Source organism: Pseudomonas gingeri, from assembly GCF_013385425.1.
Classification (GTDB): Bacteria; Pseudomonadota; Gammaproteobacteria; order Pseudomonadales; family Pseudomonadaceae; genus Aquipseudomonas; species Aquipseudomonas gingeri_D.
The window spans coordinates 272,687-299,384 of record NZ_JACAQA010000007.1; the positions used below are offsets into that span (position 1 = coordinate 272,687).

General features: G+C 60.6%; 20 protein-coding genes and 2 pseudogenes. 6 read left to right on the plus strand and 16 right to left on the minus strand.

Translation table 11 applies throughout. The annotated features are described in order from the left end of the window. Positions 1-23: 23 nt before the first annotated feature. The 6 genes from HX830_RS13245 to HX830_RS13270 form a co-directional block, all read right to left on the minus strand. Positions 24-1,607 carry a flavin monoamine oxidase family protein gene (locus HX830_RS13245; protein ID WP_177100634.1) on the minus strand — a complete coding sequence of 528 codons (1,584 nt, stop codon included), beginning with the start codon at positions 1,605-1,607 and terminating at the stop codon, positions 24-26. Positions 1,608-1,630: 23 nt separating this feature from the next. Beyond that, the gene (locus HX830_RS13250; protein WP_103494883.1) at positions 1,631-2,578 is read right to left on the minus strand and encodes an ABC transporter substrate-binding protein; all 948 of its coding nucleotides are present in this window, start codon (positions 2,576-2,578) and stop codon (positions 1,631-1,633) included. A gap of 29 nt (positions 2,579-2,607) precedes the next feature. Then, positions 2,608-3,393, minus strand: a complete 786-nt coding sequence (locus tag HX830_RS13255; RefSeq protein ID WP_103494884.1) for an amino acid ABC transporter ATP-binding protein — start codon at positions 3,391-3,393, stop codon at positions 2,608-2,610. Beyond that, positions 3,386-4,357 (minus strand): amino acid ABC transporter permease, encoded by a 972-nt coding sequence (locus HX830_RS13260; RefSeq protein WP_177100636.1) that lies wholly within the window; start codon positions 4,355-4,357, stop codon positions 3,386-3,388. The genes HX830_RS13255 and HX830_RS13260 overlap by 8 nt, the downstream gene beginning before the upstream one ends. Positions 4,358-4,431: 74 nt before the next feature. Next, positions 4,432-6,810, minus strand: coding sequence for a TonB-dependent receptor plug domain-containing protein (locus HX830_RS13265; protein ID WP_371317495.1), 2,379 nt, complete (start codon positions 6,808-6,810; stop codon positions 4,432-4,434). Between the two features lie 827 nt (positions 6,811-7,637). Further along, entirely contained in the window at positions 7,638-7,964 is a 327-nt protein-coding gene (locus HX830_RS13270) for a hypothetical protein (protein ID WP_177100641.1), read from the minus strand. A gap of 127 nt (positions 7,965-8,091) precedes the next feature. Here HX830_RS13270 and HX830_RS13275 point away from each other — a divergent pair. Then, positions 8,092-8,196: pseudogene (locus HX830_RS13275) on the plus strand (type I glyceraldehyde-3-phosphate dehydrogenase); the annotation flags it as partial. On the opposite strand, the gene HX830_RS13280 reads toward HX830_RS13275, so the two are convergent. After that, complete coding sequence (locus HX830_RS13280; RefSeq protein WP_177100642.1) at positions 8,193-8,975, minus strand: SDR family NAD(P)-dependent oxidoreductase; 783 nt, start codon at positions 8,973-8,975, stop codon at positions 8,193-8,195. The pseudogene HX830_RS13275 and the gene HX830_RS13280 sit on opposite strands and share 4 nt — an antisense overlap. A gap of 139 nt (positions 8,976-9,114) precedes the next feature. Between HX830_RS13280 and HX830_RS13285 the strand changes: the two genes are divergently transcribed. Then, positions 9,115-10,263 (plus strand): aldose epimerase family protein, encoded by a 1,149-nt coding sequence (locus HX830_RS13285; protein ID WP_177100644.1) that lies wholly within the window; start codon positions 9,115-9,117, stop codon positions 10,261-10,263. 183 nt (positions 10,264-10,446) lie between these two features. Here HX830_RS13285 and araH read toward each other — a convergent pair whose 3' ends face one another. The 6 genes from araH to HX830_RS13315 all read right to left on the minus strand — a co-directional run bounded on the left by araH (position 10,447) and on the right by HX830_RS13315 (position 18,042). Further along, entirely contained in the window at positions 10,447-11,415 is a 969-nt protein-coding gene (araH, locus tag HX830_RS13290) for an L-arabinose ABC transporter permease AraH (protein WP_152740335.1), read from the minus strand. A 9-nt stretch (positions 11,416-11,424) separates the two neighbouring features. After that, positions 11,425-12,966, minus strand: coding sequence for an L-arabinose ABC transporter ATP-binding protein AraG (araG, locus tag HX830_RS13295; protein ID WP_177100645.1), 1,542 nt, complete (start codon positions 12,964-12,966; stop codon positions 11,425-11,427). Positions 12,967-13,029: 63 nt separating this feature from the next. Beyond that, on the minus strand, positions 13,030-14,034 hold the full coding sequence (locus tag HX830_RS13300) for a substrate-binding domain-containing protein (protein ID WP_103499732.1): 1,005 nt from the start codon (positions 14,032-14,034) through the stop codon (positions 13,030-13,032). Positions 14,035-14,114: 80 nt separating this feature from the next. Next, on the minus strand, positions 14,115-15,695 hold the full coding sequence (locus HX830_RS13305; RefSeq protein WP_177100647.1) for an aldehyde dehydrogenase (NADP(+)): 1,581 nt from the start codon (positions 15,693-15,695) through the stop codon (positions 14,115-14,117). 10 nt (positions 15,696-15,705) lie between these two features. After that, entirely contained in the window at positions 15,706-16,698 is a 993-nt protein-coding gene (gene araD1, locus HX830_RS13310) for an AraD1 family protein (RefSeq protein ID WP_177100649.1), read from the minus strand. Positions 16,699-16,719: 21 nt separating this feature from the next. Continuing rightward, complete coding sequence (locus HX830_RS13315; protein WP_152740330.1) at positions 16,720-18,042, minus strand: MFS transporter; 1,323 nt, start codon at positions 18,040-18,042, stop codon at positions 16,720-16,722. A gap of 191 nt (positions 18,043-18,233) precedes the next feature. On the opposite strand from HX830_RS13315, the gene HX830_RS13320 reads away from it, so the two are divergent. The 4 genes and pseudogenes from HX830_RS13320 (at position 18,234) to sorB (ending at position 23,012) form a co-directional block, all read left to right on the plus strand. Then, complete coding sequence (locus tag HX830_RS13320) at positions 18,234-19,970, plus strand: IlvD/Edd family dehydratase (RefSeq protein ID WP_177100651.1); 1,737 nt, start codon at positions 18,234-18,236, stop codon at positions 19,968-19,970. Positions 19,971-20,017: 47 nt separating this feature from the next. Then, positions 20,018-20,740 (plus strand): FadR/GntR family transcriptional regulator, encoded by a 723-nt coding sequence (locus HX830_RS13325; protein ID WP_103499737.1) that lies wholly within the window; start codon positions 20,018-20,020, stop codon positions 20,738-20,740. Positions 20,741-21,125: 385 nt separating this feature from the next. Continuing rightward, positions 21,126-22,363: pseudogene (gene sorA / locus HX830_RS32490) on the plus strand (SorA family sulfite dehydrogenase catalytic subunit). Positions 22,364-22,373: 10 nt separating this feature from the next. Further along, the gene (gene sorB, locus HX830_RS13335; protein WP_177100653.1) at positions 22,374-23,012 is read left to right on the plus strand and encodes a SorB family sulfite dehydrogenase c-type cytochrome subunit; all 639 of its coding nucleotides are present in this window, start codon (positions 22,374-22,376) and stop codon (positions 23,010-23,012) included. Between the two features lie 70 nt (positions 23,013-23,082). Here the strand turns inward: sorB and HX830_RS13340 are convergent, their stop codons facing one another. Genes HX830_RS13340 through HX830_RS13350 form a run of 3 tightly spaced genes read right to left on the minus strand, consistent with a single transcriptional unit; the run spans position 23,083 to position 26,647 of the window. Further along, positions 23,083-24,468 carry a cytochrome c gene (locus tag HX830_RS13340; protein WP_177100655.1) on the minus strand — a complete coding sequence of 462 codons (1,386 nt, stop codon included), beginning with the start codon at positions 24,466-24,468 and terminating at the stop codon, positions 23,083-23,085. Positions 24,469-24,474: 6 nt separating this feature from the next. After that, positions 24,475-26,121 (minus strand): GMC family oxidoreductase, encoded by a 1,647-nt coding sequence (locus tag HX830_RS13345; RefSeq protein ID WP_177100657.1) that lies wholly within the window; start codon positions 26,119-26,121, stop codon positions 24,475-24,477. Beyond that, entirely contained in the window at positions 26,114-26,647 is a 534-nt protein-coding gene (locus HX830_RS13350; RefSeq protein WP_256350497.1) for a sorbitol dehydrogenase family protein, read from the minus strand. The genes HX830_RS13345 and HX830_RS13350 overlap by 8 nt, the downstream gene beginning before the upstream one ends. Positions 26,648-26,698: the final 51 nt, after the last annotated feature.

Consider the following 26,698-nt stretch of genomic DNA (forward strand, 5'->3'; position numbering starts at 1 on the left):
CTTGTTTCTCCTTCAATGAATGCTTATGACGCGGCCAGGGCCGCTGCCTGTCGCTGCTGGATGATTCGCTCGGCCAACTGCCCGACCACATGGCGCGCCGAATTGGCGGCCGACTCCTGCCAGATGCCAACACCGCTTTGCACCAGGCCGTCGCCGGCGAAATACACCCGGCCATGGGGTTCTTCCAGCAGGGCACTGGCCTCGGCGGGAAAGTGTTCGCGTTGCAGCCATGGGCCTTCGCTGTAGGGGATCTGCTCCCAGGACACCGCCAGAGGGTGACGCAGTTGCCGGGAGTACCCCGGGTGCAGCAGCTCGACCGCCTCCCGGGAGGTCGCGTATTGCGCCTCAAGGGGCTGCTCGCCGAAGGCATCGGCACCAGGACCTGTGACATAGCCGGCCACCAACAGTCCCTCGCGGGTATTCAGGTCGTTGCTGGGGTACCACAGCACCCGCGCCGGGTGTTCGATCCAGGACAACCCGCCGTAGGTGCGGTAATCGGTTTCCCAGAAGCGCGGGGATTGCCAGGCCACCTTGGTTGCCTGATCACTGCGGGTGCTGAGCAGCGCCGCCTTCACCGGATCGCTGAAGTCGGTGTCCAGTCTGGCCAGCAGCGGCAGCGGCAAGGTCGACACCAGATAGTCGGCACGCACCACCTGTTCGCGGCCACTGTGCTGATCGTGATAGGTCACCGCCACACCGTCCTCGAGCTGACGAATACGGCGCACCTGGGCACCCAGTTGCACCTGTTCGGTCAGGCGCTGATAGAAGGCATCGGTGATGCGATCCATCCCGCCCACCGGCTGGAACATGGTGGCCGAGAACTCGGGAAACTCAGTGTGCAGCAACGCGCCCCAGAGCTCCGGATGCAGCAGTCGCTCCAGGGCCACCGGGGTCGGGCGAGCGGGCAATGCCCCGGGATGCCGGGGCGATTCGAGGTGGCCGGAGCGAATGCTGCCTTCGAAAGCCAGCGCCTGTGACAAGTCACCATAGACCTGCAGGAACGCCAGCAGGCGGCTACGTTCCTCGGCGCTCAACACATCGTCCAGGGCATCACGGCGCACCGCTGTGGCCAATAACCCCGACAGATGCCCACGGGCATCGTTGACCGCCTGGCCGACGGTGAACGCCGGCTGTTGCAGGTCCGGGCGCACCTGAGCGCCATGGCTGCTGTTGACCAATACTTCCAGCGGCACGCCCAGTTCACTGCAGTAATCGAGCAAGGTCCGATGTTGACTGGGGATCCGCGCCGGGCCTGCGTTGAAATACAGGCCCGGGTCAAAGGCCACGGTCTGCGTGCGCCCATCCTTGTAGTCGACCCGATCACCGTTGCGCAGGCTCCAGGTACGGCCCCCCACACGGTCACGGGCTTCCAGCACTTGCACCTTGAACCCGGCCCGGGTCAGTTCCAGGGCAGTCACCAGCCCGGCAATCCCGGCGCCGAGCACCAGCACACGGGTGCCCTGCCCCAGGTCCTTTTGCAGCTTCAAGGGTTGCGGCCGCCGGTGCGACGAAGGCCCCAATCCCAATACGGCAAGCGCATCCTTGAGCGCTTTCTCGCCCCCCACGGCAGCGATGCTGGAAAGCGCTTCACGTCGAGTCAGTCCCATATTCATTACTCCCCCTGAAGGCTTCAATCCGGCAAGCCGGGTGGGTTGATCAGTGACTTGTCGATGCGCTCCACATCCAGGCCCCAACGCTGGAGCACCTGTTCGTATTGACCGCCGGCAATCGCGCCTTCCAGGGCGGTGTGGATCGGCTGGACCAGTCCATTGTCCTTGCGGGTGGTCACGGCGATATCGGCCCGCAGTGGCCAGCCACCGTTGACGATGCCCACCAGCTTGATGCCGCCGGTGATCGCCGCCGAATAGGCAAACACCGAATTGGGGCCAAAAAGGGCGTCGCTGCGTCCCGACTGCACCGCCAGCTGCGCCGCGGCTTGATCATCGAAGTACTGCAACAGCGCCGGTGCGATACCGGCCTTTTCGTTGGCCTCGTTCCAGGCCAGCAGGACTTTTTCCTGATTGGTGCCGGAGCCGACGATGATCTTCAGCCCGGCGATGTCCCGGGCCTCCTTGAGGGAGGTGATCTTGCTGGTGGTCTTGACGTAGAAACCCAGGACGTCCTGGCGATAGGTCGCGAAGTCGAAGCGCTTCTTGCGGGCCTCGGTCACGGTCACGTTGCTGATCACCGCGTCGTATTTACCCGAGCTGACGCCCAGGGGCCAATCCTCCCAACTGGTCTGCACTACGTTCAATTGCAGACCCAGGCTGTCGGCCACCAACTGTGCGGTGTCGGCCTCGCTGCCGATCGTGGTTTTATCGTCATTGGCCAGCAGCGCCAGGGGCGGCCCGGCCACCCCCGACACGGCCACGGTAAACTTGCCGGGCTGGGCGAACTTGAAGCCCGGGGGGATTTGCGCGATGGCCGCCTCGTTGCGCGGGGCATGGATGCGCTGGCGGTCGGGACTCAGATCAACCTTTTGCACAGTCGGCACACTGGCGCTTTCAGCGGCCAATACCGGCAGGGCGAGGCTGACGGCAAGCGCCAATAAGGTCACACGGGCAGTCTTTACCAACATGGGCAGTTACTCCTTTAACACGGGAAAATTCACAGCACCTTGCCGAGGAAGGCGACGGTGCGTGGATGACGGGGCTGGCGAAAGATCTGTTCCGGCGGCCCTTGTTCGATCAATTGGCCATCGCAGAGAAACACCACGTGATCCGCCACTTCCCGGGCAAATCCAATCTCGTGGGTGACGATGACCAGGGTGACGCCCAACCGGGTCAGCCCCTTGATCACGTCCAGCACCTCACCCACCAATTCCGGGTCGAGGGCTGAGGTCGGTTCATCGAACAGCAGGACCTTGGGATCCAGGGCCAGGGCCCGGGCGATGGCGACCCGCTGTTGCTGACCGCCGGAAAGCTGGCGCGGATAAGCATCGGCTTTATCCGCCAGGCCAACCCGGGCCAGCAGTTCCCCGGCCTTGGCCCGGGCCTGGGCCTTGCTCCAGCGTTTGTGGGCCAGCGGTGCTTCGGCGATGTTTTCCCAGGCCGTGAGATGCGGGAACAGGTTGAAGTTCTGGAACACGAAGCCGACCTCGACCCGACGCTTGAGAACCTCCCGCTCCTTGAGTTCGTAGAGCAGGTCGCCCTTGCGTCGATAGCCGACGTATTCACCGTCGATGGTGATGTGGCCGCTGTCGATTTTCTCCAAGTGGTTGATGGTGCGCAGCAGCGTTGATTTGCCGGAGCCGGAAGGCCCCAGGATCACCGTGACCTGGCCCGGCTCGATGCTCAGGTCGATGTCCTTGAGCACCTGCTGATTGCCGAAGCGCTTGCCTACGCCCTGGATCTGGATGCGCCCGGCGGGCACCTGGATGGCGGCCTCAGCCATGGGATTGCTCCTTGAGCCAGTGGCGCACCCGCTGCAATGGCGTCGGCGGCAAGACCCGCGCCGTGCCGCGGGCAAAGTACCGCTCGACGTAGTACTGGGCACTGGTGAGTACGGTAGTGATGATCAGGTACCAGACCGTGGCGACGATCAACAACGGGATCACCGCCTGGGTGCGGTTGTAGATCACCTGCACGGTGTAGAACAGCTCCGGCAGGGCCAGCACGTAAACGATGGAAGTGCCCTTGACCAGGCCGATGATTTCGTTGAAACCCGAAGGCAGGATCGAACGCAGCGCCTGGGGCAGGATGATCCGGAAAACCCGCCGCGACGCCGGCAATCCCAGCGCCGCCGCGGCTTCATGCTGGCCGGCGTCCACACCGATCAGGCCGCCGCGAATGATCTCCGCCGCATAGGCGCCCTGCATCAGGCTCAAGCCCAGTACCGCTACGGTGAATTGGCTGAGCACATCGACCGTCGACCACTGGGCAAACACCAGGTCGGTAAATGGCACGCCCAGCACAATGTGGTCGTACAGATAGGCGAAGTTGTACAGGATGATCAGCACCAGCAACGCCGGCATCGAGCGGAAAAACCAGATATACCCCCAGGCCAGCGCCGCCAGCAACGGCGAGCCGGACAGGCGTGCCAGCGCCAGCGCGGTGCCGAGGAGGATGCTGAACACCGTGCTCAACAGGGTCAGCAACAGCGTCTGCGCCAGGCCTCGCAGCACCGATGCCGAGAAGAACCATTGGCCAAACACCCCCCATTCCCAGCGAGGATTGGTGGCCAGGGAATGCCCGATGGCAAACAGCACCAGCACGGCGAACACCGATCCGGCCCAGCGCCAGGGATGACGGGACGGCACCACCCGCAAGGCCTTGATTGCAGTCGGTGCACGGCTCCTGCGAACCGGGTAGGCATTCACCTCATCGATGAGGTCAAAGGGTTTGGCAACAATGGGCATGATCTATTCCTCGCACGCAATAACACATCAGGGTGTTTTTCCAGGGGGACCGAACAGCGTCGGCGGCGGTAGCCTTAAAAGGCGTAGGTCAGGCGGGTGTAGTAGTAGCCGCCGGTAAAACCGAAGGGTGAGTAAGTGCCGTAGCTGCTGACCATGGTGCTGCTGGGCACCCCCTGTTTCTTGGGGTAGGTGTCAAACAGGTTCTTGGCCCCGATGGCGATGTTCAGCGCTTTGCTGAGGTTGTAGCCCAGGTCCAGATCGGCAATCCATTTGGCGCCATACACCCGATCCAGGGAGCGGTCGTTGGCGTCATTGACCTCCTTGTAGGAGCCGTAACGGGTCAAAGCCAGGTTGAGGTTGAAGCGGTCGACGCTCCAGTCGCCCCCCAGAATGAGTTTGGTCTTGGGTTGGATGTCGGTGATCAGGTTGCGCGCCTGGCGATCCATCAGTTCATAGGGCGTGCCGAGGATCGAGGTGGAGGCCTTGTAGTCGAGGATCCGGGTCTGGTTCCAGTTGAACGCCGCGGTCCACTTCAGGGAACCGAACCGACCCAGGTCCTGGCTGTAATTGCCGACCAGGTCCACGCCCTTGGTGCGGGTGTCGGCACCATTGATGAAGTACTGCCCGCCGGAGGTCGAGTTGATGCCGTTGTTGAGCAGCACCTGGGTGACTTCACTCCCGAGCAAGGTATTGGTCAGGGTGATGCGGTCGCGCAGGTTGATCACATAGGCATCGGCCGTCAGGCTCAGGCGATCGCTGGGTGTCAGGGTGAACCCGAGGCTGAAGTTGGTGGATCGCTCGGGCTTGAGGTTTTCGGCACCCAAGGCCCTGGCGGCGGCCGAGCCCACCGGCAGCACGCCATAATTGATCGACTGATAGACACCATCCACCACACCGTAGGTGGTCGAGCGGGCACTGAACAAACTGTTGGCCAGGGACGGCGCACGGAAGCCATTGCTCACGGTCGCGCGCACGGCGAACTGCGGGGTGAAATCATAACGTGTGGTCAGCTTGCCGCTGCGGGTCGCGCCTACCCCTTCGTTGTAATGCTCATAGCGCAGCGCCGTGCCCACGTACCAATCCGGAACCGGGTTGAAGCCCACATCGACGTAGCCGGCGAGGCTGTTGCGCGACGCACTGCCGGCTTCGTCCGGGGAGATGCCGTTGGTGACCTGGGCTCCGGAAGAGGCGCAGTTGCCAGGTGCAACGCAGTAACCACCGTCGGCATAGGAAGCCCAGTCCCCGGCCTTCACCTCGTAGCCGTCGCGTCGATGCTCAAAGCCGTAGGACAGGTCCAGTGGCTTTTGCAGGCCGATATCGAAGCCGCGCTTGAAATCCAGGTTGGTGGTCAGTTCGGTGGAAATCCAGGTGCCGGACTTGAAGCTGTTGGGTGTCGCCTCACCCAGGGAGGGGTTCTGGTTGTCCCAGGTCCCCTGCTCCGCCGCGTTGCGCCCATAGGTGGTGGACAGGTCCCAGTCCCACTGGCCGACTTTGCCCTTGCCACCGAACGCCGCCTGGAAATCGTCTTCATCGATGTACCAGGTCGGCACATACCCCGCCGGATAACCATTGGGGCCGGTGGTAATCGTGTTGGTGATGGTCGGCAAGCGGAAGTTCTGCCCCTGCTCGGCCTTGCGGTGCGAATAGGTGGTGAAGGAATACAGACTGAACCGGTCGTCAATCGGCAACTCGGCGTTGTAACCCAGGGTCTGCAGATTGATCTTGGGTGTGCCGTACCCACCATAGGTGGACTTGCCCGCCAGACCATAGGCCTGCTCGTAGCTATAGCCATTGGCGCTGGCCTTGTTGTCATCGTTCTGGCTGCGTACATCCAGGGCCAACTGCACGATGCCGCCGTCACCTATCTCGAAGCCCTTGTTGAGGCTTTGCTGGACGGTCTGCTTCTTGCCGTCATAGCCGATGCCGGCATTGGTCACCGAGGTGCCGCTGGTGTCGGCCTTGAGGATGACGTTGATGACCCCGGCAATGGCGTCGGAGCCGTACTGGGCGGCGGCGCCATCGCGCAGCACTTCGACATGATCGATGGCACTGATGGGGATGAAATCCAGGTCCGCCGGCGCCGCACCGGTGTTGATACCGTTGATGTTCAAGGTCGCGCTGGTGTGGCGGCGCTTGCCGTTGACCAGTACCAACACTTCAGCGGCGCTCAAGCCCCGCAGGTTGGGCGCGCGAGCCATGCCACTGGCGTCCCAGCCGGTTTTTTCCGGCAGGGTCAAGGATGGAATCAGCGCACTCAAGGCTTCCATCAAGCCGGGCTTGCCGGTGCTCTGCAATTGCTTGGCGCTGACCACATCGATCGGCACCGGACTGCTGGTCACCGTGCGCTGTTCGCCCCCCCGGTTACCGGTGACCACCACGGTGGACAAGGTCCGATCATCCTGATTCGAGGCCTCCTGGGCCTGGATTCCTCCTGACAGCAACATGCTCCCCATGGCCACGACTGCCGGACTGAGCCGCAAGGCTGAAGTCGACTCCCGGGCATGTTGTATGACTCGTTTCATATCCACTCCAACGGGTCGCCATCATTGGCGATGCATCCAAATCGCGAAGTCGGGTATTCACGCTGTCGTCAGGACAGCGCGGCATACGCGTTTTTCCGATGGGTGCCGAGCGCCCATTACAAGCGCTGGAAAACCTGCGCGATGGGGCGTGGCACTCGGGAGACCAAGCTATGCGCCGGGAGGAAAACCAGGAGGGGGCCGCAGTATTGCGTAGCGTCTGTCAGGGACAAGACGGGAGGAAAAAATCACATCACAGGATTGAATGAGCAACATACGTCGAACTCCCTTCCAACGACTCTGCTCCAGGGATCAGCGGCAGATCACCCTGTCATGCCACGCAGGTTCGGAGGTGGGTCCGAGCTGCGCTCTGCGGCATGGTACGCAGAATCTCGATCACGATTGGTACCATCCGAGGTTAGGGGTAGGTTGTAGGGGCCAAACATAACGGAATCAATATCAAAAATATAATTCTATTTAGCTATAAACTAATATTATTAATATTAATATAAAATAAACATCTTAATTCTAAAAAATGATATTTTAAGGGTCAGAAGACCGGCCAGGAAGACGCCGATCATTGGCTGATGAACGAACGCTAGTTACCGTTGGACGTGGTCGTACACCGTAAATGCCGAGCACACTGAATTCACCGTTCCGCCCCCGACGATAGCTTCCCTTCGGCGCAGTAGGACACCTATCATTTTCACGGGCAACGAACTCCACCGACGCTAGCTATCCGGTGAGCCGAATCACAGCCGCTAGATGGGCTTGATCGACACCAACTCGAAATACCGGAACTTCTTCTTTTTGGCCTCGGCCTTGGCCTCCTGCTCAGCGATGAAGGTGCTCAGGGTATTGGCATCATAGGTCAGCACCTCGACGTCACCACCGAACTGCTTGGTCGCACGCAGCGTGACTCGCAGCTTTGGCGAGAGTGCTTTCGCAACACCTCGAGGCTTGGGGGTTGGCGCAGAAGCGGGTACGAACACGGGTTCAGGTTCAGGCGTTGGTAAAGGATCGCTGCTTGGGCTGGAGGGGCCAAATAGCGCCAGGCGCATCTCCTCCTCGCTCAGCTCATTACTCATTATGGGCGTCTCATGGTCATTTACTTAGGAAGCTAATGGATTTTATCAGTCTTGGCCGCGATGCGCTGCAATCGGTGTAAAACAGAACTCACTGACTTCATGACAGTACCATTGTCCGCATGGGGCTATGGTCATCAATGGTACTCAAGTCAAAGTCTATGCCTGGTACGACAACGAATGGGGCTATGCCAATCGTACCGTCGAACTGGCCAGGATGGTTGGGCTGGCTTAAACCCATCCCCCATCCACGATAAAGTTCTGCGCGGAACACATCGCCGACACATCCGACGCCAAGAACAACGCCATATTGGCGATATGCTCAGGCTCGACACTGCCCGGCAGGCACTGGCTGCGGGCGATCAGCTCCCTGGCCGCGTCATCCACCCACATCGTCAGTTGTTTTTCGGTCATCACCCAGCCCGGCACGAGGGTATTCACACGGATACGACTGGGCCCCAGTTCACGGGCCAGGGCTCGGGTCATGCCATGGGCGGCAGCCTTGCTGGCGGCGTACACCGGGTATCCACTGGAAGCCATCATCCAGCCCACGGAGCCCAGGTTGATAATCGAACCGCTCCCGATTTCCTTCATCATCGGTACCACGGCCTTGGCGGCAAAAAAGGCGTGCTTGAGGTTGACGGAGATCAGCCTGTCGAAGGTGTTCGAATCAACTTCATCCAGGGTGTGGCGAACGTCATTGGCGGCATTGCTCACCAGCACATTGATCGGCCCCAGGGTCTGGGCGAAACGGCCTATGGCGGCTTTGTAGGCGATCTCGTCGGTGATATCGCAATGACCGAACTCGACGCTGTGACCCTCGGCACGCAACAGCGCCTCCAGGCGTTCGCCCTGAGCTTGTGCCCGGTCGACGAAAGCGACGTTGGCACCCTGGCGCGCAAAGGCACGGACCATGGATTCACCAATGCCCGAAGCGCCACCGGAAATCAGCACGGTTTTATCTTGCAGATCCGGGTATGACGCTGGGCGGCCAGGTGGGTGTTGGGTATTCATGTGACGGTCACTCCGATCTTATTTAGTCTTATTTTATATTGCAAATATCGAGGTATTGTCTATAAATAAACCGTCTTTTCCGCTTTAAAAAGACAATAGTCTAACTATTTAATCAAAAACAATAAAAGGTAGCTCAGTCATGCGGCAATCCAGACACCTGCTTTCCGGCATCGGCCTCTCGCTGGTGATGACCAGCCTCTGTGCCCAGGCGAACGGCCTCTCCAGCGAACATAACCCCTTCGGCAAAACCAACGACGGCACCGCCGTCGAGCAATACGTGTTGCGCAACAGCCATGGCGTGCAAGCCACGGTCATCACCTACGGCGGCGTGCTGCAGTCATTGAAGGTGCCGGACAAGCACGGCAAGTTCGACGACGTGGTGTTGGGCTTTGACACTGTCCAGGGCTATCAGGGCGGCACGGCGTTCTTCGGCGCCACCATCGGCCGCTTTGGCAATCGCCTGGCGGGCGGCACCTTCGAATTGGACGGCAAGCGCTACCAGGTGCCGCTCAACGACGGCCCGAACTCGCTGCATGGCGGCGCCCAAGGCTTCGACAAACACGTGTGGAAAGCCAAGCCCGTCAAGAACAAGGATTCGGTCGGTGTCACCCTGACCTACCTGTCCAAAGACGGTGAAATGGGCTTTCCCGGCAACCTGACCACCGAGGTCACTTACAGTCTCAACGACAAGAACGAGCTGCACATCGACTACAAAGCCAGCACCGACAAACCCACGGTGCTGAACCTCACCAACCACAGCTACTTCAACCTTGCCGGTGCAGGTAACGGCGATGTGCTCAAACAGCTCGCCACCCTGCACGCCAGCCACTACACGCCGGTCAACAGCACCTTGATTCCCACCGGCGAACTGGCCCCTGTCGCGGGCACGCCCATGGACTTCCTGAAACCCACCGCCATTGGCGAACACATCAAGGACGATCACGCCCAGCTCAAATTCGCCGAACCGAAACAGGGTGGCTTCGACTTCAACTGGGTACTGGACACCCAGGGTGACGTCGGCAAACTGGCCGCCGACGTGCACGACCCGGCGTCCGGACGCCGTTTGCAGCTCTACACCAGCGAGCCCGGTGTGCAGTTCTACACCAGCAATTTCCTCGATGGTTCGGTCAAGGGCAAGGCGGGCAAGACCTACAACCATTGGGGTGCGTTTACCCTGGAAACCCAGCACTTTCCCGATGCGCCCAACCAGCCGAACTTCGCTTCAGCACGCTTGGACCCGGGTCAGACTTATACCCAGAAGACGGTGCTGAAGTTCTCCGCCGACTGAGCCTGTACCCGCACCTGCACCTGAACCTGAACCTGTAGGAGCTGTCGAGCTTTAGCGAGGCTGCGAAAGTGGTGGGTCAGCCAAATCCATGTTGACTGTACTGCCGCTTTCGCAGCCTCGCTGAAGCTCGACAGCTCCTACATTGGAGATTGGAGCGTTACCAACCGCTAAGCATCATCGCTCTCAACGTTGTTTCATACGGTCGATCACCACGGCCATCAGCAGGATCGAACCACGGATCACATATTGGTAGAAGGTGTCGATGTTCTTCAGGTTCATCGCATTCTCGATGATCGCCAGAATCAGCACCCCGGCAATCACGTGACGGATCATGCCGATACCGCCGCTCAACGACACCCCACCCAGCACACAGGCAGAGATCACCGTCAGTTCAAAACCCTGGCCGATCATCGGCTGGCCGGAAGTCATGCGCGAGGCCAGGACCACCCCCGCCAGGGCGCCGATCAGACCATGCACGGCAAAGATGATGATCTTGGTGCGATCGACATTGACCCCGGCCAGCAACGCAGCTTCCGGGTTGCCGCCGATAGCCATGGTGTTGCGGCCATAGGTGGTGTAGTTGAGCAACCAGCCGAAGAACAGGAAGCAGACCAGGGTGATCAGGATCGGCACCGGTACGCCCAGCAGTTGGCCGTTGCCGAAGATAAAGAACTGATCCTGGGACACCCCGACCGCCTTGCCATCGGCAAAGATATAAGCCAGGCCGCGCACGATCTGCATGGTCGCCAAGGTGGTGATCAGGGCGTTGACCCGTAGCTTGGCGATCACGATGCCATTGATCAGTCCGACGATCAGGCCCATCAGCAGCGCCGCGCCGACGCCGAGCAGCACGCTGTCGGTGTCGCGCATCACGATGGCCGCCACCACGCCGGCGCAGGCAATCACCGAGCCCACGGACAAATCGAAATGCCCGGACGCCAGGCAATACAGCATGGTGCAGGCGGCAATCCCGGTGGTGGAAATCGCCAGCCCCAAGCCGCGCATGTTCAGCGGCGAGAGGAAGTTGTCGATAAGCAAGGCGCAGAGCAGGAAGATCCCCACCGCCGCCAGCAACATCGCCCAATTGTCGAGCAGGCTGCGCAGGTCCAGGGGTTTGCGCGCCATCGGCAGCGCTTGGTCTTGGCTGGTCATAGTTACCTCTCAGTTCGCCTGGCCGTCGGCGCGTTGGCGCGGCAAAGCCAGTTGCAGCAGGTTGGATTCAGTGGCGTGTTCGCGGCGTTGCTCGCCACGCAGCGCGCCTTCGCACAGCACCAGGATGCGGTCGGAAATGCCCATGACTTCCATCAGGTCGCTGGACACCACGATCACCGCGATACCGCTGGCGGCCAGGTTATGGATGATCTGGTAGATCTCGGCCTTGGCCCCGATATCGATGCCCCGGGTCGGCTCATCGAGCAGCAGTACTTTCATCGGCATCGACAGCCAGCGGCCCAAAATGGCCTTCTGCTGGTTGCCACCGGACAGGTACATGATCTTCTGCTCAGCGTTGGGGGTTTTGACTTTCAGCGCCTTGATCTGCTTGTCGGCGTTGCTCTTCTCCCAGTTGTCGCGCAACAACCAGCCGAAGCCCGAATGCGCGCCACGGGCACTGATATTGATGTTTTCAGCCACGCTCGACAGCGCAATGATGCCCTCCTTCTTGCGATCTTCAGGGCACAGCAGCACGCCACCGGCAATGGCATTGCGCGGTGAACGCAACAGCAGCTTTTGCCCATACAGTTCCAGATGCCCGGCGCTACTGCGCGCCAACCCGCTGAGCAAACGCAGCAGCTCGGTACGTCCCGCGCCGACCAGCCCGAACAGGCCGAGAATCTCGCCTTTGTGCACCTGGAAGCTGACCGGCTCGCGCAAGCCCGGTCCCAGCAGGCCGTCGACCTTGAGGGCCACCGCGCCGTGCTCCCGTGGACGGTAGTCGTAGATGTCCTCGATATCGCGACCGACCATGCAGGTGACAAGTTGATCGTGGGTCAGCGTGCCCATGTCCTCGAACGTGCGCACGTAGCGCCCGTCCTTGAACACCGTCACCGCATCGCAGATGCGGAACACCTCTTCCATGCGATGGGACACGTACAGCACCACTTTGCCCTCGTCCCGCAGGCGCCCGATGATCGCCATCAAACGATCGATTTCCCGTGCGGACAGGCTGCTGGTGGGCTCGTCGAACGCAATCACGTGGGCGCCACGGGACAGTGCCTTGGCGATTTCCACCAATTGGCGCTGGCCCAGGGACAGACGACCGAGCTTCTCCTGGGGGTCGATCTCATCGGCCAGGCCCTTGAGACAGACAAGCGCCTGCTGACGCAGCAGACGGCGGTTGACCACACCGAAACGCGCAGGCAGATGCCCGAGGAACAGGTTTTCCGCGACGGTCATTTCCGGCACCAGGTGCAATTCCTGGTGGATCACCGCGACGCCGCTGGCAATGCTGTCGGCGGCGCATTTGAACGCCATGGTCCGCTCGCCGATGCGCAGGGTGCCGCTGTTGGGGATGTAGGCGCCGCCGAGGATCTTGAGCAGCGTCGACTTGCCCGCGCCGTTCTCGCCCATCAGGGCATGTACCTGACCCGGATGGGCGGTAAAGCTGATGTCATCGAGCGCCTTGACCCCGGGAAAGGTCTTGCCGATGCCGCTGAAGCACAGGCTGGCACCAACAGTGTGTCGTTCGTTCAGTTGCGCGTGCATAACCACCTCATCACAGCCATCAGACGGCCCGGCTACCAGGGCCGCCAAGGAAAGCGAACCGCCTTATTTCCACAGGCCGATCTTTTCCAGTTCCGGCTTGAAGTTGTCACGGGTGATCAGCGTCACTTCATCCATCGCGGTGTATTTCGGCGGTTCCTTGCCGGCAGTGACCCACTCGTACATCATCTGCGCGGTTTTATAGCCCTCGATGTGCGGGCTAGGCAGCATCGATCCGAAGAAACCGCTGTTGGCTTTCTTCAATTCGCCGATGGCGTCGGTGCCGTTGATGCCGATACCGATCACGTTGGCCGCGGCAAACCCGGCACTTTCAGTGGCGCGTACGCCGCCGAGCACGGTGTTGTCGTTCATGCCGCCGATGATCAGGTTTTTCGCGCCACGGGGCAGCTTGACCAGGGCCGAGTTGGTGGCGTCCATGCTGCCGGGGACGTCCAGGGTCTTGAGGGCCGCAGTCAGGACATGGTCTTTGGGAATGCCGGCTTCTTCCAGGGATTTCATCGAGCCGTCGGTGCGCTTCTTACCGGTGTCGAGTTCGTTATAGGTGGTGATCACCGCGTAGGTGTCTTTCCAGTCCCAGCCGCGTTTTTTCGCTTCGGCGGCCATGGCGGCGCCCTGCTTCTGTCCCACTTCGAACGCGGCCATGCCCAGGTACGGCACGTCCTCCATGAAACCGCCCTTGGCGTCGACGAAGCGATCATCCACGGCGATCACTTTCATACCGTTGGCCTTGGCCTTGGCCACGATGGCCGGGCCGAGGGACACGTCCGGTGGGCAGATGACAAAACCCTTGGCGCCGTTGGCGGCCAGGCTGTCGATGGCCGACAGGGTTTTCTCGCCATCCGGCACGGCGATTTTGATCACCGTGAAGCCCAGGTCCTTGCCGGCTTTTTCGGCGAACGCCCACTCGGTCTGGAACCAGGGTTCTTCGGGCTGTTTGACCAGGAAGCCGATCTTCACTTCTTCAGCGGCCAGCAACAGCCCGCTCAAGCTCATGGCCGAGACCGCCACGGCGGCGCAGCACAGGGAACGGATACCACGACGACTATTCATACGATGACTCCTTGTTGTTTTTTTGAGAGTACGTAGTACAGCGGTGAAGCCGGACCTTATCCGGAAAATCGGTGCGCGCGTTACAGCGGGTCGCGCGATGGCATGCCGTCCACCAGCCGCTGAATGCGCAACGGGTTGGCGTTTTTCAACGCGTCGGGCAGCAGGTCATCGGGGTAATTCTGGAAACACACCGGGCGCAGGAAACGGTCGATGGCCAGGGTCCCGACCGAGGTGCCCCGCGCATCGGACGTCGCCGGATATGGACCGCCGTGGACCATCGAATCGCAGACCTCGACACCGGTCGGGTAGCCGTTGAGCAAGATCCGGCCGACTTTCTGTTCCAGCAAGGGCGTCAGCTCGGCGAACTGTTCAAGGTCAGCCGCCTCGCCAATGATCGTCGCCGTGAGTTGGCCGTGCAGGCCGCCCAGGGCAGCGCTGAGTTGCGCCTGGTCGGCGACTTCGACGAACACGGTGGTCGGGCCGAAGACTTCTTCCTGCAGCACCTCATCACCGTCGATCAGTAACTGGACATCAGCCTTGAACAGCTGTGGCCGCGCCTGATTACCCGCTTGAGCGCTACCGGCCAAGTGTTGGATGCCCGGGTGCGCCAGCAGTTTTTCCAAGCCCTTGCCATAACTGCTCAAGGTGCCGGCATTGAGCATGGTTTGCGCCGGTTGATCGGCCATCAGCCGTGCGACCTGCTGGGTGAACGCGGCGAACGCCGGCGAGGCAATACCGATCAACAGGCCGGGGTTGGTACAGAACTGACCGCAGCCCTGCACCACCGAAGCGGTCAGGTCGCGGGCGACCGTTTCCGCTCGCACATGCAGCGCCTGGGGCAAAACGATGACCGGGTTGATACTCGACATCTCGGCAAACACCGGGATCGGTTGTGGACGTGCCGCCGCCATGTCGCACAAGGCGCGTCCGCCCTTGAGCGAGCCGGTGAAGCCCACCGCCTGGATCGCCGGGTGCTTGACCAGCGCTTCACCGACCCAGTCACCGAAGATCATATTGAACACACCCTCCGGCATACCGGTGGCCTGTGCCGCACGAATGATTGCATCGGCGACCTGCTCGGCCGTCGCCATATGACCGCCATGGGCCTTGAACACCACCGGACATCCCGCCGCCAGTGCCGCAGCGGTGTCACCGCCCGCCGTGGAAAACGCCAGGGGGAAGTTGCTGGCGCCAAACACCGCCACCGGCCCCAGACCGATGCGATATTGGCGCAGGTCCGGACGCGGCAAAGGTTGGCGATCAGGCAATGCACTGTCGATGCGCGCAGCGTAGAAATCACCGCGACGCAGCACCGTGGCAAACAGGCGCATCTGCCCGCTGGTACGACCGCGCTCGCCTTTGATACGGGCGGCGGGCAACGCGGTTTCGCGGCAGACCAGCTCGACGAAATCATCCCCCAGCGCGTCCAGCTCGTCGGCCACCGCCTCCAGGAATTTCGCGCGACGCTGCGCACTCAAGGCGCGGTAAGCCGGGTAAGCCGCCGCGGCAGCCTTGGCGGCGGCATCGACTTCTTGCGCGGTTGCCTGGTAGAAATCATGGGGCAAGACCGCACCGCTGCTGGCATCGACACTGTGCAACTTGATGGTGCCGTTGGCGCTGCGCTGGCCGCCGATATAGTTGTGGCCTGAAAACCGGGTCATGGTGATTTCCTTAAAGAGTGACGACGTTACCGGGCTCGAACACCGCGTCGACGTTGCCGACAGCATTGATCAACGGCGCGCCGAATTCGGCCTGGCTGATCTCGAACACATCGCCTGGCTGGGTACGTATACCGTCGGCGAATGACAGGGTCGCGGTGCCGAAGAAGTGGATATGCACATCGCCGGGCGTGAGGAACTGGCTGTACTTGAAATGGTGGTATTCGAGGTTTTCCAGGCTATGGCACATGTTGGCCTCGCCACTGAGGAATTCGTTTTCCCAGATCACCACACCGTTGCGCAGGATACGGCTGCTGCCGGCCAGGTGCCGGGGCAACTCCCCCACCCGCAGCTCCGGACCATAGCTGCAACTGCGCAACTTGGAGTGGGCCAGGTACAGGTAATTCTTGCGCTCCATTACGTGATCGGAGAATTCGTTGCCCACCGCAAACCCCAGGCGATAAGGCTTGCGATCAGGGCCGATAACATACAGGCCGCTGATCTCCGGCTCCTCGCCGGCGTCTTCGGCAAACGGCGGCACCGGGAACGACTGGCCGGGACGCACCACGATGCTGCCATCGCCCTTGTAGAACCATTCCGGTTGTACGCCCGCCTGTCCGGACGCCGGCTTACCGCCCTCCACGCCCCATTTGAAAATGCGCATGGTGTCGGTCATCGCACTGTCATCACCGGCCTGCTGATGCATCTTGTCCCGCGCCGAGGCACTGCCCAGGTGAGTCAATCCGGTGCCACTGACCAACATATGGGCCGGGTCCGGGTGATCCAACGGAGGCAGGACTTTCAGGTCAGCCAACAGCGCGGCGTAGTCATGGCTGTCACCCAAGCCGAGGCTTTGCACCTGCTGCTGCAAATTGACGCCCGCCTCGATGGCGGCCAGCGCCAGCTCGCGCACGCTGTGCGCGCTTCGTACTTCGCGCAAGGTGCTGCCTTCAACCACGCCTACCCGACGCTCACCGTTACGCAATTCGAACTGAACCAAACGCATGTGTCTTCTCCTGATAGTCGATTAAGTACGCGTGGCGCTGCGGGCGCTGGCAGCGAACGAGTCGGCCGGCAGCAGGTGCTTGCGCTCCAGCGCGCGGTAGACCACGCCGGTCAGCAGCAGCCCGAACACCATCACCCCGGAAAGGAAATACAACCCGGAGGCCAGGTTGCCGGTGTACTCCTTGAGCGCACCGATCACGAATGGGCCGATATAGCCGCCCAGGTTGCCCACCGAGTTGATCAACGCAATGCCCGCCGCCGCGCTGGCACCGGCGAAAAACCGCCCCGGTAGCGTCCAGAACACCGCCGTGCAGGAAAACAGCGCGAACGCCACCAGGCACAGCGCCGCCAGTTGCAGCACCGGCACATTCAGCCAGGCGCTGAGGAACAGGCCGGCCGCACCCAACACGTAAAGCACCGCCAGGTGACCGTAACGATCATTCAAGCGATCGGAACTGCGGGGAATGATCAACAGCCCGATGATGCCGAAGATATAGGGCACCGCTGAAACGAAACCAGTGGTCAGGTCACTGCCGCCAAACTGCTTGATCAAGGTCGGCAGCCACAGGCCCAGGCCGTAAATGCTCAGCGTCACCGGCAGGTAAAACAACGCCAGCAGCAACAGGCGGTGGTCTTTCAGGGCGTGCAGCGGGTTGCCGTGGCGGGTCTGGCCATAGGCCTGCAAGTCCTTGTTCAGCTCGCCGGCCAACCAGGTCTTTTCGTCCTCGCTCATCCATTTGACCTGCTTCGGGCCGTCCGGCAGATAGCGCAACACCGGCCAGGTCAGCAGAAGCGCCGGTGTGCCGATGACGATGAACAGCCACTGCCAGCCGTGCAGGCCAAGAAGGCCGTCCATCCCCAACAGGCCGCCTGAGACAGGCCCGGTGATCATCATTGCGATGGGTTGGGACAGGATAAACAGCCCGAGGATCTTGCCGCGATGGCGTACCGGGAACCACTGGGTGATGTAGTAGAGCACCCCCGGGAAAAACCCGGCTTCCGCCGCGCCGAGCAAAAAGCGCATCAGATGGAAACTGTACGGCCCTTGGACGAACGCCGTGCCGAGGGTGATGGCGCCCCAGGTCACCATGATCCGCGCGAACCAGCGCCGTGCGCCGAAGCGGTCAAGCATCAGGTTGCTCGGAATTTCAAACAGAAAGTAGCCAATAAAGAACAGACCGGCCCCCAGGCCATACGCCGCGTCACCGATGCCAACGTCGGCGCCCATGTGCAACTTGGCGAAACCCACGGCCGAGCGATCCACATAGGCGATCAGGTACAGCAGGATCAGGAAGGGGATCAGTTTCAGCGTGATACGACGTATAAGCCGCGGTTCCTGGCTCATGGATCGATCTCCGATTGTTATTTTTATAGAAGCTCGGGGAACGCCTCTCGCGGAAATCCGCCAGGGTCGCACCTCATCTGAAAACGACTATATAGTAGTACTATTTACTAAACAATGCTTCCAAACAGAAGATTTTGCGCCTATTGTTAACTACATAAAGAACATATAGTCATACAATAAGAGAAGTCGTCATGTCTGATAAAAAGCCCGCCCTACGCTCCGCCCAGTGGTTTGGTACCGCCGATAAAAACGGCTTCATGTACCGCAGTTGGATGAAGAATCAGGGCATTGCCGACCATCAGTTCCACGGCAAGCCGATCATCGGGATCTGCAACACCTGGTCGGAACTGACCCCTTGCAACGCGCATTTCCGTCAGATTGCCGAGCACGTCAAACGTGGGGTGATCGAGGCCGGCGGCTTTCCCGTGGAGTTCCCGGTGTTCTCCAACGGAGAATCGAACCTGCGCCCCACCGCCATGCTCACCCGCAACCTGGCGAGCATGGATGTGGAGGAAGCCATTCGCGGCAACCCCATCGACGGCGTGGTGCTGCTGACCGGCTGTGACAAGACCACTCCGGCGCTGCTGATGGGCGCGGCCAGTTGCGACGTCCCCGCCATCGTGGTCACCGGCGGGCCGATGCTGAACGGCAAGCACAAGGGCCAGGACATCGGCTCGGGCACCGTGGTCTGGCAGCTCAGCGAACAGGTCAAGGCCGGCACCATTACCCTGGATGACTTCCTCGCGGCCGAAGGCGGCATGTCGCGCTCGGCGGGCACCTGCAACACCATGGGCACCGCGTCGACCATGGCCTGCATGGCTGAAGCACTGGGCACTTCCCTGCCCCACAACGCGGCGATTCCGGCGGTGGATGCGCGCCGTTATGTGCTGGCGCATATGTCCGGCATGCGCGCGGTGGAGATGGTGCGCGAGGACTTGAAGCTGTCGAAAATCCTCACCAGGGAAGCCTTTGAAAACGCGATCCGCGTGAATGCGGCCATCGGCGGCTCGACCAACGCCGTGATTCACTTGAAAGCCATCGCCGGACGCATCGGCGTCGAGCTCGACCTGGACGACTGGACCCGCATGGGTCGCGGCATACCGACCATCGTCGACCTGCAACCGTCGGGGCGTTTCCTGATGGAGGAGTTCTACTATGCCGGCGGCCTGCCGGCGGTGCTGCGCCGCCTCGGTGAAGCCAACCTGATCCCGCACCCCAACGCCCTGACCGTCAACGGCAGGTCCCTTGGCGACAACACCAAAGACGCGCCGATCTACGGCCGGGACGAAGTGATCCGCACCCTCGCCAACCCGATCCGCGCAGACGGCGGCATCTGCGTACTGCGCGGCAATCTGGCGCCGCTAGGTGCCGTGCTCAAGCCTTCGGCGGCCAGCCCGGAACTGATGCAGCATCGTGGCCGCGCGGTGGTGTTCGAGAACTTCGACATGTACAAGGCGCGGATCAACGACCCGGAACTGGACGTCGATGCCCACTCGATCCTGGTGATGAAGAACTGCGGGCCCAAGGGTTATCCGGGCATGGCGGAAGTCGGCAACATGGGCTTGCCGGCCAAGCTGCTGGCCCAAGGGGTGACCGACATGGTGCGTATTTCCGATGCGCGCATGAGCGGCACGGCCTATGGCACGGTGGTCTTGCACGTGGCACCGGAAGCCGCGGCCGGCGGGCCCTTGGCCACGGTACGCGAAGGCGACTGGATCGAGCTCGACTGTGCCAACGGCCGTCTGCACCTGGATATCCCGGACGCCGAGCTGGCCGCGCGCATGGCGGACCTGAAGCCGCCACAGCCGTTGCTCGTCGGCGGCTATCGCCAGCTGTATATCGATCATGTGCTGCAGGCGGACCAGGGTTGCGACTTCGATTTCCTGGTGGGTTGCCGTGGGGCGGAAGTCCCGCGTCATTCCCACTAATTGCAATGGTATGATGCAGGGTATTTAGCCAGAGCAACCTCCTCGTTATGGATCAGCAGTCGCCCAAGCCGCGTAAGAGCATGCACGCCCAAATCGTTCAGGATTTGGGCATGCACATCGTTTCCGGACGCTTCAAGCCGGAAGAAAGACTGCCCATGGAAGCCACGCTCTGCGAAGAGTACAAAGTCAGCCGCTCGGTGTTGCGTGAGGCGACCCGCGTACTCAGCGCCAAGGGCCTGGTGTATTCCAAGCCACGGGTGGGGGCGGTGGTACGGCCTCGCGTGAAATGGCACTTGCTCGACCCCGACGTGCTGTCCTGGCTGATGCAGTCCACGCCCCATAGCGAGTTTTTCAACACCCTGGCGGGTGTACGCCGCATTCTCGAACCGGAAATTGCCGCCATGGCCGCGTCCACCGCGACCGACGAAGACATCACCACCATCGAAAATGCCTACCGGGGCATGGAGACGGCGCAGACCCACGACGCGCTGCTGCAGGCCGACCTGGACTTCCACCGGGCCATTGCCGACGCCACGCGCAACGACTTGCTCGCCTATATGTGCAACATGCTGTCGTTGCCGCTGCGCGAGTCCATCAGCATCACCAACCGCCGCCCCGATATCCAGCGCCTCAGCCTGCCCCGGCACAAGGCGATCCTCACCGCGATCAAGAACCGTGACGCCCTCGGCGCCCGGCATGCGTCGCTGGTGCAACTGGACGATACGCGCGTGGCACTGGATACGGTGATGAATGTGCTGACGCCGCTATAGTCCTGCTTGTGTGAGGCACATCTCCCTGCGGCTCCCCACCGATGCGGGGCAAGCTTGGCTGCAACTCCCTGGGGCTGCCGGTACCAGCCTCGGCACCACGAAAGAAGCACAGACTAAAATCAAAACGCGAAGGGTACGAGTGGGCGAAAAATCCCAACTATAACTATAACAACGCACGTGCCAGCGCCCTCCGTCATCAACGGCCAAGTTACTGACGCCCAATGAAAAGCCGCCGCTTTGCGCGTGACGATACTGACTGGCCCATCGAAATCGGTCAGTCAATCGAAAAACCACTTGCGCATGACATCGGATGCCTCTCCTCCCTAACGGGGTATGCAGGGTGCCATCAGATGCATCTCAGTAAAAACAACAAGGAGAGAGCCGCATGAAGTTCAGTCCTGTCAATAACAGCAACCCGAGCCGCCGACGCGTTCTACGCGATGCCTTCGCCCTGGCTTTGGCGGCTTCGCCATTGGCAAACCTCGCCAAGGCAGCCGACGAAACACCGGAAGAAGTGACCTTTGCCGCCGGCCCACGGCCGCTGGTGCAATACCCGCAAAAACGGCTGTTGACCCTGGTGACCACCCGCCCGCCACACCTTGAGACGCCATTCCCCATCTTCAATGACGGGCCCATCACACCCAATGACGCTTTTTTCGTGCGCTACCACCTGGCCAATATCCCTACCAGCATTGATCCGCAGACTTACCGTTTGACGATCAAGGGCTCGGTCGACACACCGCTCTCACTTTCCCTTGCAGAACTCAAGACCCTGGTGGAACCGGTGGAAGTAGTGGCCGTCAATCAGTGTTCGGGGAACAGTCGTGGCTTCTCGATGCCGCGTGTGTTTGGGGCTCAGTTGGGTAATCAATGGGTAATGCCCGCTGGGTGGGCGTACCGCTCAAGGCAGTATTGGAAAAGGCCGGTGTCAAAGCAGACGCCAGGCAAGTGACATTCCGTGGACTTGATAAGCCTGTGCTGACGAGCACACCGGAATTCATCAAGGCACTGGATATCAGCCATGCCATGGACGGCGAACCCATGATCGCCTGGTCGATGAACGGTACCGACCTGCCATTTCTCAACGGTTACCCGATACGTCTGGTGGTGCCGGGCTATTTCGGCACGTACTGGGTCAAGCACCTGAGTGAGATCGAAGTCGTCGACCACACCTACGACGGTTTTTTCATGGCCAAGGGTTACCGCGTTCCGGACAACGATTGTTTCTGCATCGCCCCCGGCACCACCGCGGCGCAAACAGTGCCGATTTCCAAGTTACCGGTACGTAGCTTCATCACCAGTCTCAAACACGGCGATGTGCTGCCGCTGAAAAAGACTGTGGAAATCAAGGGCATTGCGTTCGACAGCGGTGTTGGGATCAACAAGGTCGAAGTGTCGATCGACGGCGGAAAAAAATGGCGCGAGGCCAAACTTGGGAAGGATCTTGGCCGTTACTCCTTCCGTGAGTGGACGCTGCCGATCACCTTTAGCAGCAAGGGCGCCACACAGTTGATGGTGCGAGCCAGCAATCGGGCGGGTGAAACGCAGCCACTGCGAGCCGACTGGAACCCGGGGGGCTATCGTCGCCACGTCGCAGAAACCAGCCATGTGACCGTTGCCTGAGGAGCCCCGCATGAAACCCATGACCACCTTACTGTGTGCCGCTCAGGTTTGTTTGGCCGCCATGGCTAGCGCAGCGCCACTCGCGATCACCTTGCCGCCCGAAACGGCCGTGCTCAAACCCAGCGCCCTGCCCGGCTACCCGTTGGCTCAGCAGAAGTGCTCCACCTGCCATTCCGCTGATTACATCAACTTCCAGCCTCCTGGCCTCAGCCTGGCACAGTGGACTGGCGAAGCCAGCAAGATGCAGCACGTGTACGGTGCTCCGATCAGCGATCTGGACGTGAATATGATCGGCGCCTATCTTGCGGTCACCTATGGTAGTGCCGATGCGAACGACGCCGATGTGCAGGCCGCTTCAACGCCATCGGCGAGCCAGACCCCAGCCGCGCCTGCAGCCAAAGTCGACGCCATGGCCCTGCTCCAGAGCAACTCCTGCCTGTCTTGTCACGCGGTTGATCACAAGGTCGTGGGCCCGGCGTATCAGGATGTGGCGGCCAAGTATGCCAATGACCCACAGGCACTGGCCAAGGTAATCTCCAGCATTGAGCACGGCGGCACCGGTAAATGGGGGAATATCCCGATGCCACCTTTCGCACAGTTGAGCCCGAGCGACCTGCAAACCCTGGCGACTTTCATATTGCATCAGTGAGTTCATTCCCGGCTCGACCAGGCCCCTCACGTACACTACTTCGCCCTCTTCGAGGCTATAAGCCCCCCTCTTATGAAGTACGACGTCGACGGCGGATCAGCCAGAAAACCAGTGCGAGAAAGACAACAACACCCACCGCGATGGCCCCCTGTGCCAAAGCCGCCAAATGGGACTTCGCCCCCCCGGCACGTTGTTGCGCGACCTGCCCCATGCTCACACTGACATCAGGGTTGCCGTAGTGTTTGCTCAGGTAATTGGCCAGCGTCGCGATCTGCGGGTCAGTCAACACCCTGGCGAAACCAGGCATCCTGACATCCGACCCATCGCCTTTACGATGAACCCCGTCGAGGATGACCATCACCAGGTTTTGCGTATTGCTGCGCCCGACCGTCGTGTTATGCGACAAGGAAGGCAAGCCGCCGTCGAAACTGCCCTGGGCCTGGGCCTGGTGGCAAGTAGCGCAATAACCATCGTAAATTTGTGCACCCGTCATCTTGTTCGGGTCTGCAGGCAAGGCAACGCCACGCAGGCTGCTCAATTCATCGGTTTTCTGACCCAGGGCATAGACCGGCTTACTGTCCGCAGCCTCACGCTGCCCAGGCACACTCTTGATATAGACCGCGATAGCTTTCAGATCGGAGTCGGTGAGGTGCTGCAGGCTATTGTCGACCGCTTCGGCCATCGGCCCAGCCGCTTGCCCCTTACCCAGGCTCTCGCCAGTCTTCAGGTATTTGACCAGCTCATCGGTATCCCACCCCCCCACGCCGCTATTGGGATCAGATGTAATGTTGGGCGCGTGCCACGTCCCGACTTCACCGCCGGCCAGCGGCTTAGAGGTAACCTCGGCCATCATCAGGTTGCGTGGCGAATGGCAGGCGCTGCAGTGGGTCAGGCCTTGAGTCAGGTAGGCGCCTCTATTCCATTCAGTACTTTGCGCAGGGTCGGTCTTGTAGGGCTGGCTATCGAGGAACAGTAGATTCCAGCCAGCCATCGATAAGCGAATGTTGAACGGAAATGGCAACTGGGTCGGCTTGACGGGCGTGTCAACGGCAACGATATCGCTCATGAAATAGGCGTACATCGCCTTGATATCGTCATCGCTGATCTTGGCGTAGGAGGTATAAGGCATGGCCGGGTACAGATGCTTGCCATCGGCGCGAATGCCCTTGCGCAACGCATCACTGAATTGCTCCAGTGTGTAGTTGCCGATCCCGGCGGCTTTTGATGGGGTGATGTTGGTGGCGATGATCTCACCGATGGGTGTTGGCAACTTCAACCCACCGGCAAACGGCTTGCCTCCAGGCGCGCTGTGGCAGGCTACACAATCGCCAGCAGTCGAAAGGTACTTGCCGCGCTGTATCAGCTCGTTATCAGGTGTCGAAGCGCCGGCTTGCAGGGTGACCATGCTGGTGGCCATGATAACCAGGTGGCTAATGAGGCATTTTTTCCAATTCATTGAAGGTCAGCCTCGCACTTGTTCGATCGATGAACCCAAGGGCGAAACGCGAGCGATGATGCGATCGGGCAGTATGTGATGTGCGGTACGTAGTGCCAGGGCGACACCCGTCAATGTCGAGTTCATGGTCGCTGCTGTCGGCATGACGCCGGTGCTGCAAATAAACAGGTTTTCATGATCGTGGGTCCGGCCGAAGCTATCGCACACGGACGTTTTCGGGTCTTCCCCCATGCGCATGGTGCCGGTGATGTGCTGGTTATTGGCGAAATTGCCCTCAGCGCTGTAGCGCACATTGGTACCGCCCATGAGTTCGACGATGCGCGCGAAATCCCTGTGCGAGGCCTGCGCGCCACGCCGGGTATAATCATCGATGGCGTAATGCGCCTGTGGTTTTGGAATGCCCAATGCATCTTTCTGCGAGCTGAGGGTGATGCGATTTTCCGGGTTGGGCAACACTTCCAGAACGTCCTTGAGGCTCATTTCGAACGCGGCACGGTGACGCAGTTGCTTCTCGAATTCCGGACCGTAGACACCGCTGGCGAGCAATGAATCGGTTGCGCCGTTGACTCGCGAAATATTGGTGAAGTCCAGGCGGTAAGGCGCGTGCTCTTTGCGAAAGGCTCCGTCGCGCATCGTGTTGATCGAGCTGGGGCTTTGTGGCCCGCGGCCCAACCACAACGCCTCATCGGCATCAAAGGTGACCGAGGTGCTGGGATGGTCCATCAGATTGCGCCCAACCATGCCAGAACTATTGGCCAGACCATTGGGGTATTTGTCGCTGGCAGACAGCAGCAAAAGCTTGGGACTCTCGATGCCATTGGCGGCGAGGATGAAGGTCTTTCCAGTGACCCGATGGGACTTTTTATCCGGGTCGAAATAGTGGGCCGCGACAATGCGCCCCTTATCGTCGTGCTCGATACGGTAGACCACTGCATTGATCTGCAATCTGACACCTGCATCCACCGCTGATTGAATCGCGATACCACCGTGGTATTGCGCATCAATCGGGCAAATCGGCTGGCAACTGTTATTGCCACAACAGGCGGGTCGCCCGGCGTAGCTGCGACTGTTACGCGCGGTTGTATTCCCTACCACTGCGTAAGTCGGGGCAAGCCGCTCACGGATGCGGCGCATGGCGTAAGGCTCGGTGACGGGGTCCATTGGAAATGGCTTGCTGCGCGGCGAGCCGGTATTTTCCGCGCCCGAAACGCCCCAGATTTCTTCCGCTTCCTGATAGAAAGGATCAAGCTCCTCATACGTCAGCGGCCAGTCGACACCCACGCCATACAAGCTGTGGATGCGCATATCGCCCGGTACCAAACGCCAGGCCTGAGCAGCCCAGTGCCAAGTGGTGCCCCCGACGCCACGAATGTATTCCGCCGGATACGGATAGGGCCCGGCCTGCACCAGATAGCCGTTATCGACGGGTTTATAGACTGGGTGTGGTGCCCATTCCGAGCAGGTATAAGGTGACATCCAATCACTCTTGCGCGTGGAATTGCGGAACGCCGCGACAATCCGTCCGCGCTCGATCGGCCCACCTGCTTCGAGAATCAGAACAGATACGCCCTGTTTCACCAGTTTCAACGCCGCCAGCGATCCACAGATTCCCGAGCCGATAACAACAATATCAGCCGATAGCTGGTCAGACATTTTGCACCTCTTCATTGGGGTTTTTTGCCCAGCTGCCATAAGGACCATAGGCATAGGTCGGCGGCTTGAGCACATCGGCGACAATTATGGCGTTCAGGGCATTTTCGTAGGCAAGACAGCGCGCATGCTCACCACTGCCCACGACGCCCATAAACCAGGCAGTGGCGATTTTTCGCGGAACAGGTGCCAATGGCGACCTTTCGTCATCAAGCATTTTTTGCAATGCCAGCGGGTCGCTCTTGCGTTCGTTGACCAGCGCCAGCAGGTCCATGACAGCGCTGGCGAAGTTTGGATCGTCGGCAAGCAGTGCCCGGTACAGGTTTTTCGCCAGCTCACTGTCGAGGGTCTGGCGCCCGGCAATGATCGCCGACATGGCGACAAACGCACCTTGGTCGGCGCTGTCTACAGGTTCGGCCAACGCCCACGGAATCAACGAGGCGGTGTAGGCAGTCACCAGGCTCTTGAGCAATGTCCGCCGAGTGGGCCTCATCGCGTTGGAGCGTTTAGTCGTGTTCAGGCTACTCATGTCTTTATCCTGCGATAACAGGTCATTGACGGGGCATAAGCGCCCCAATTC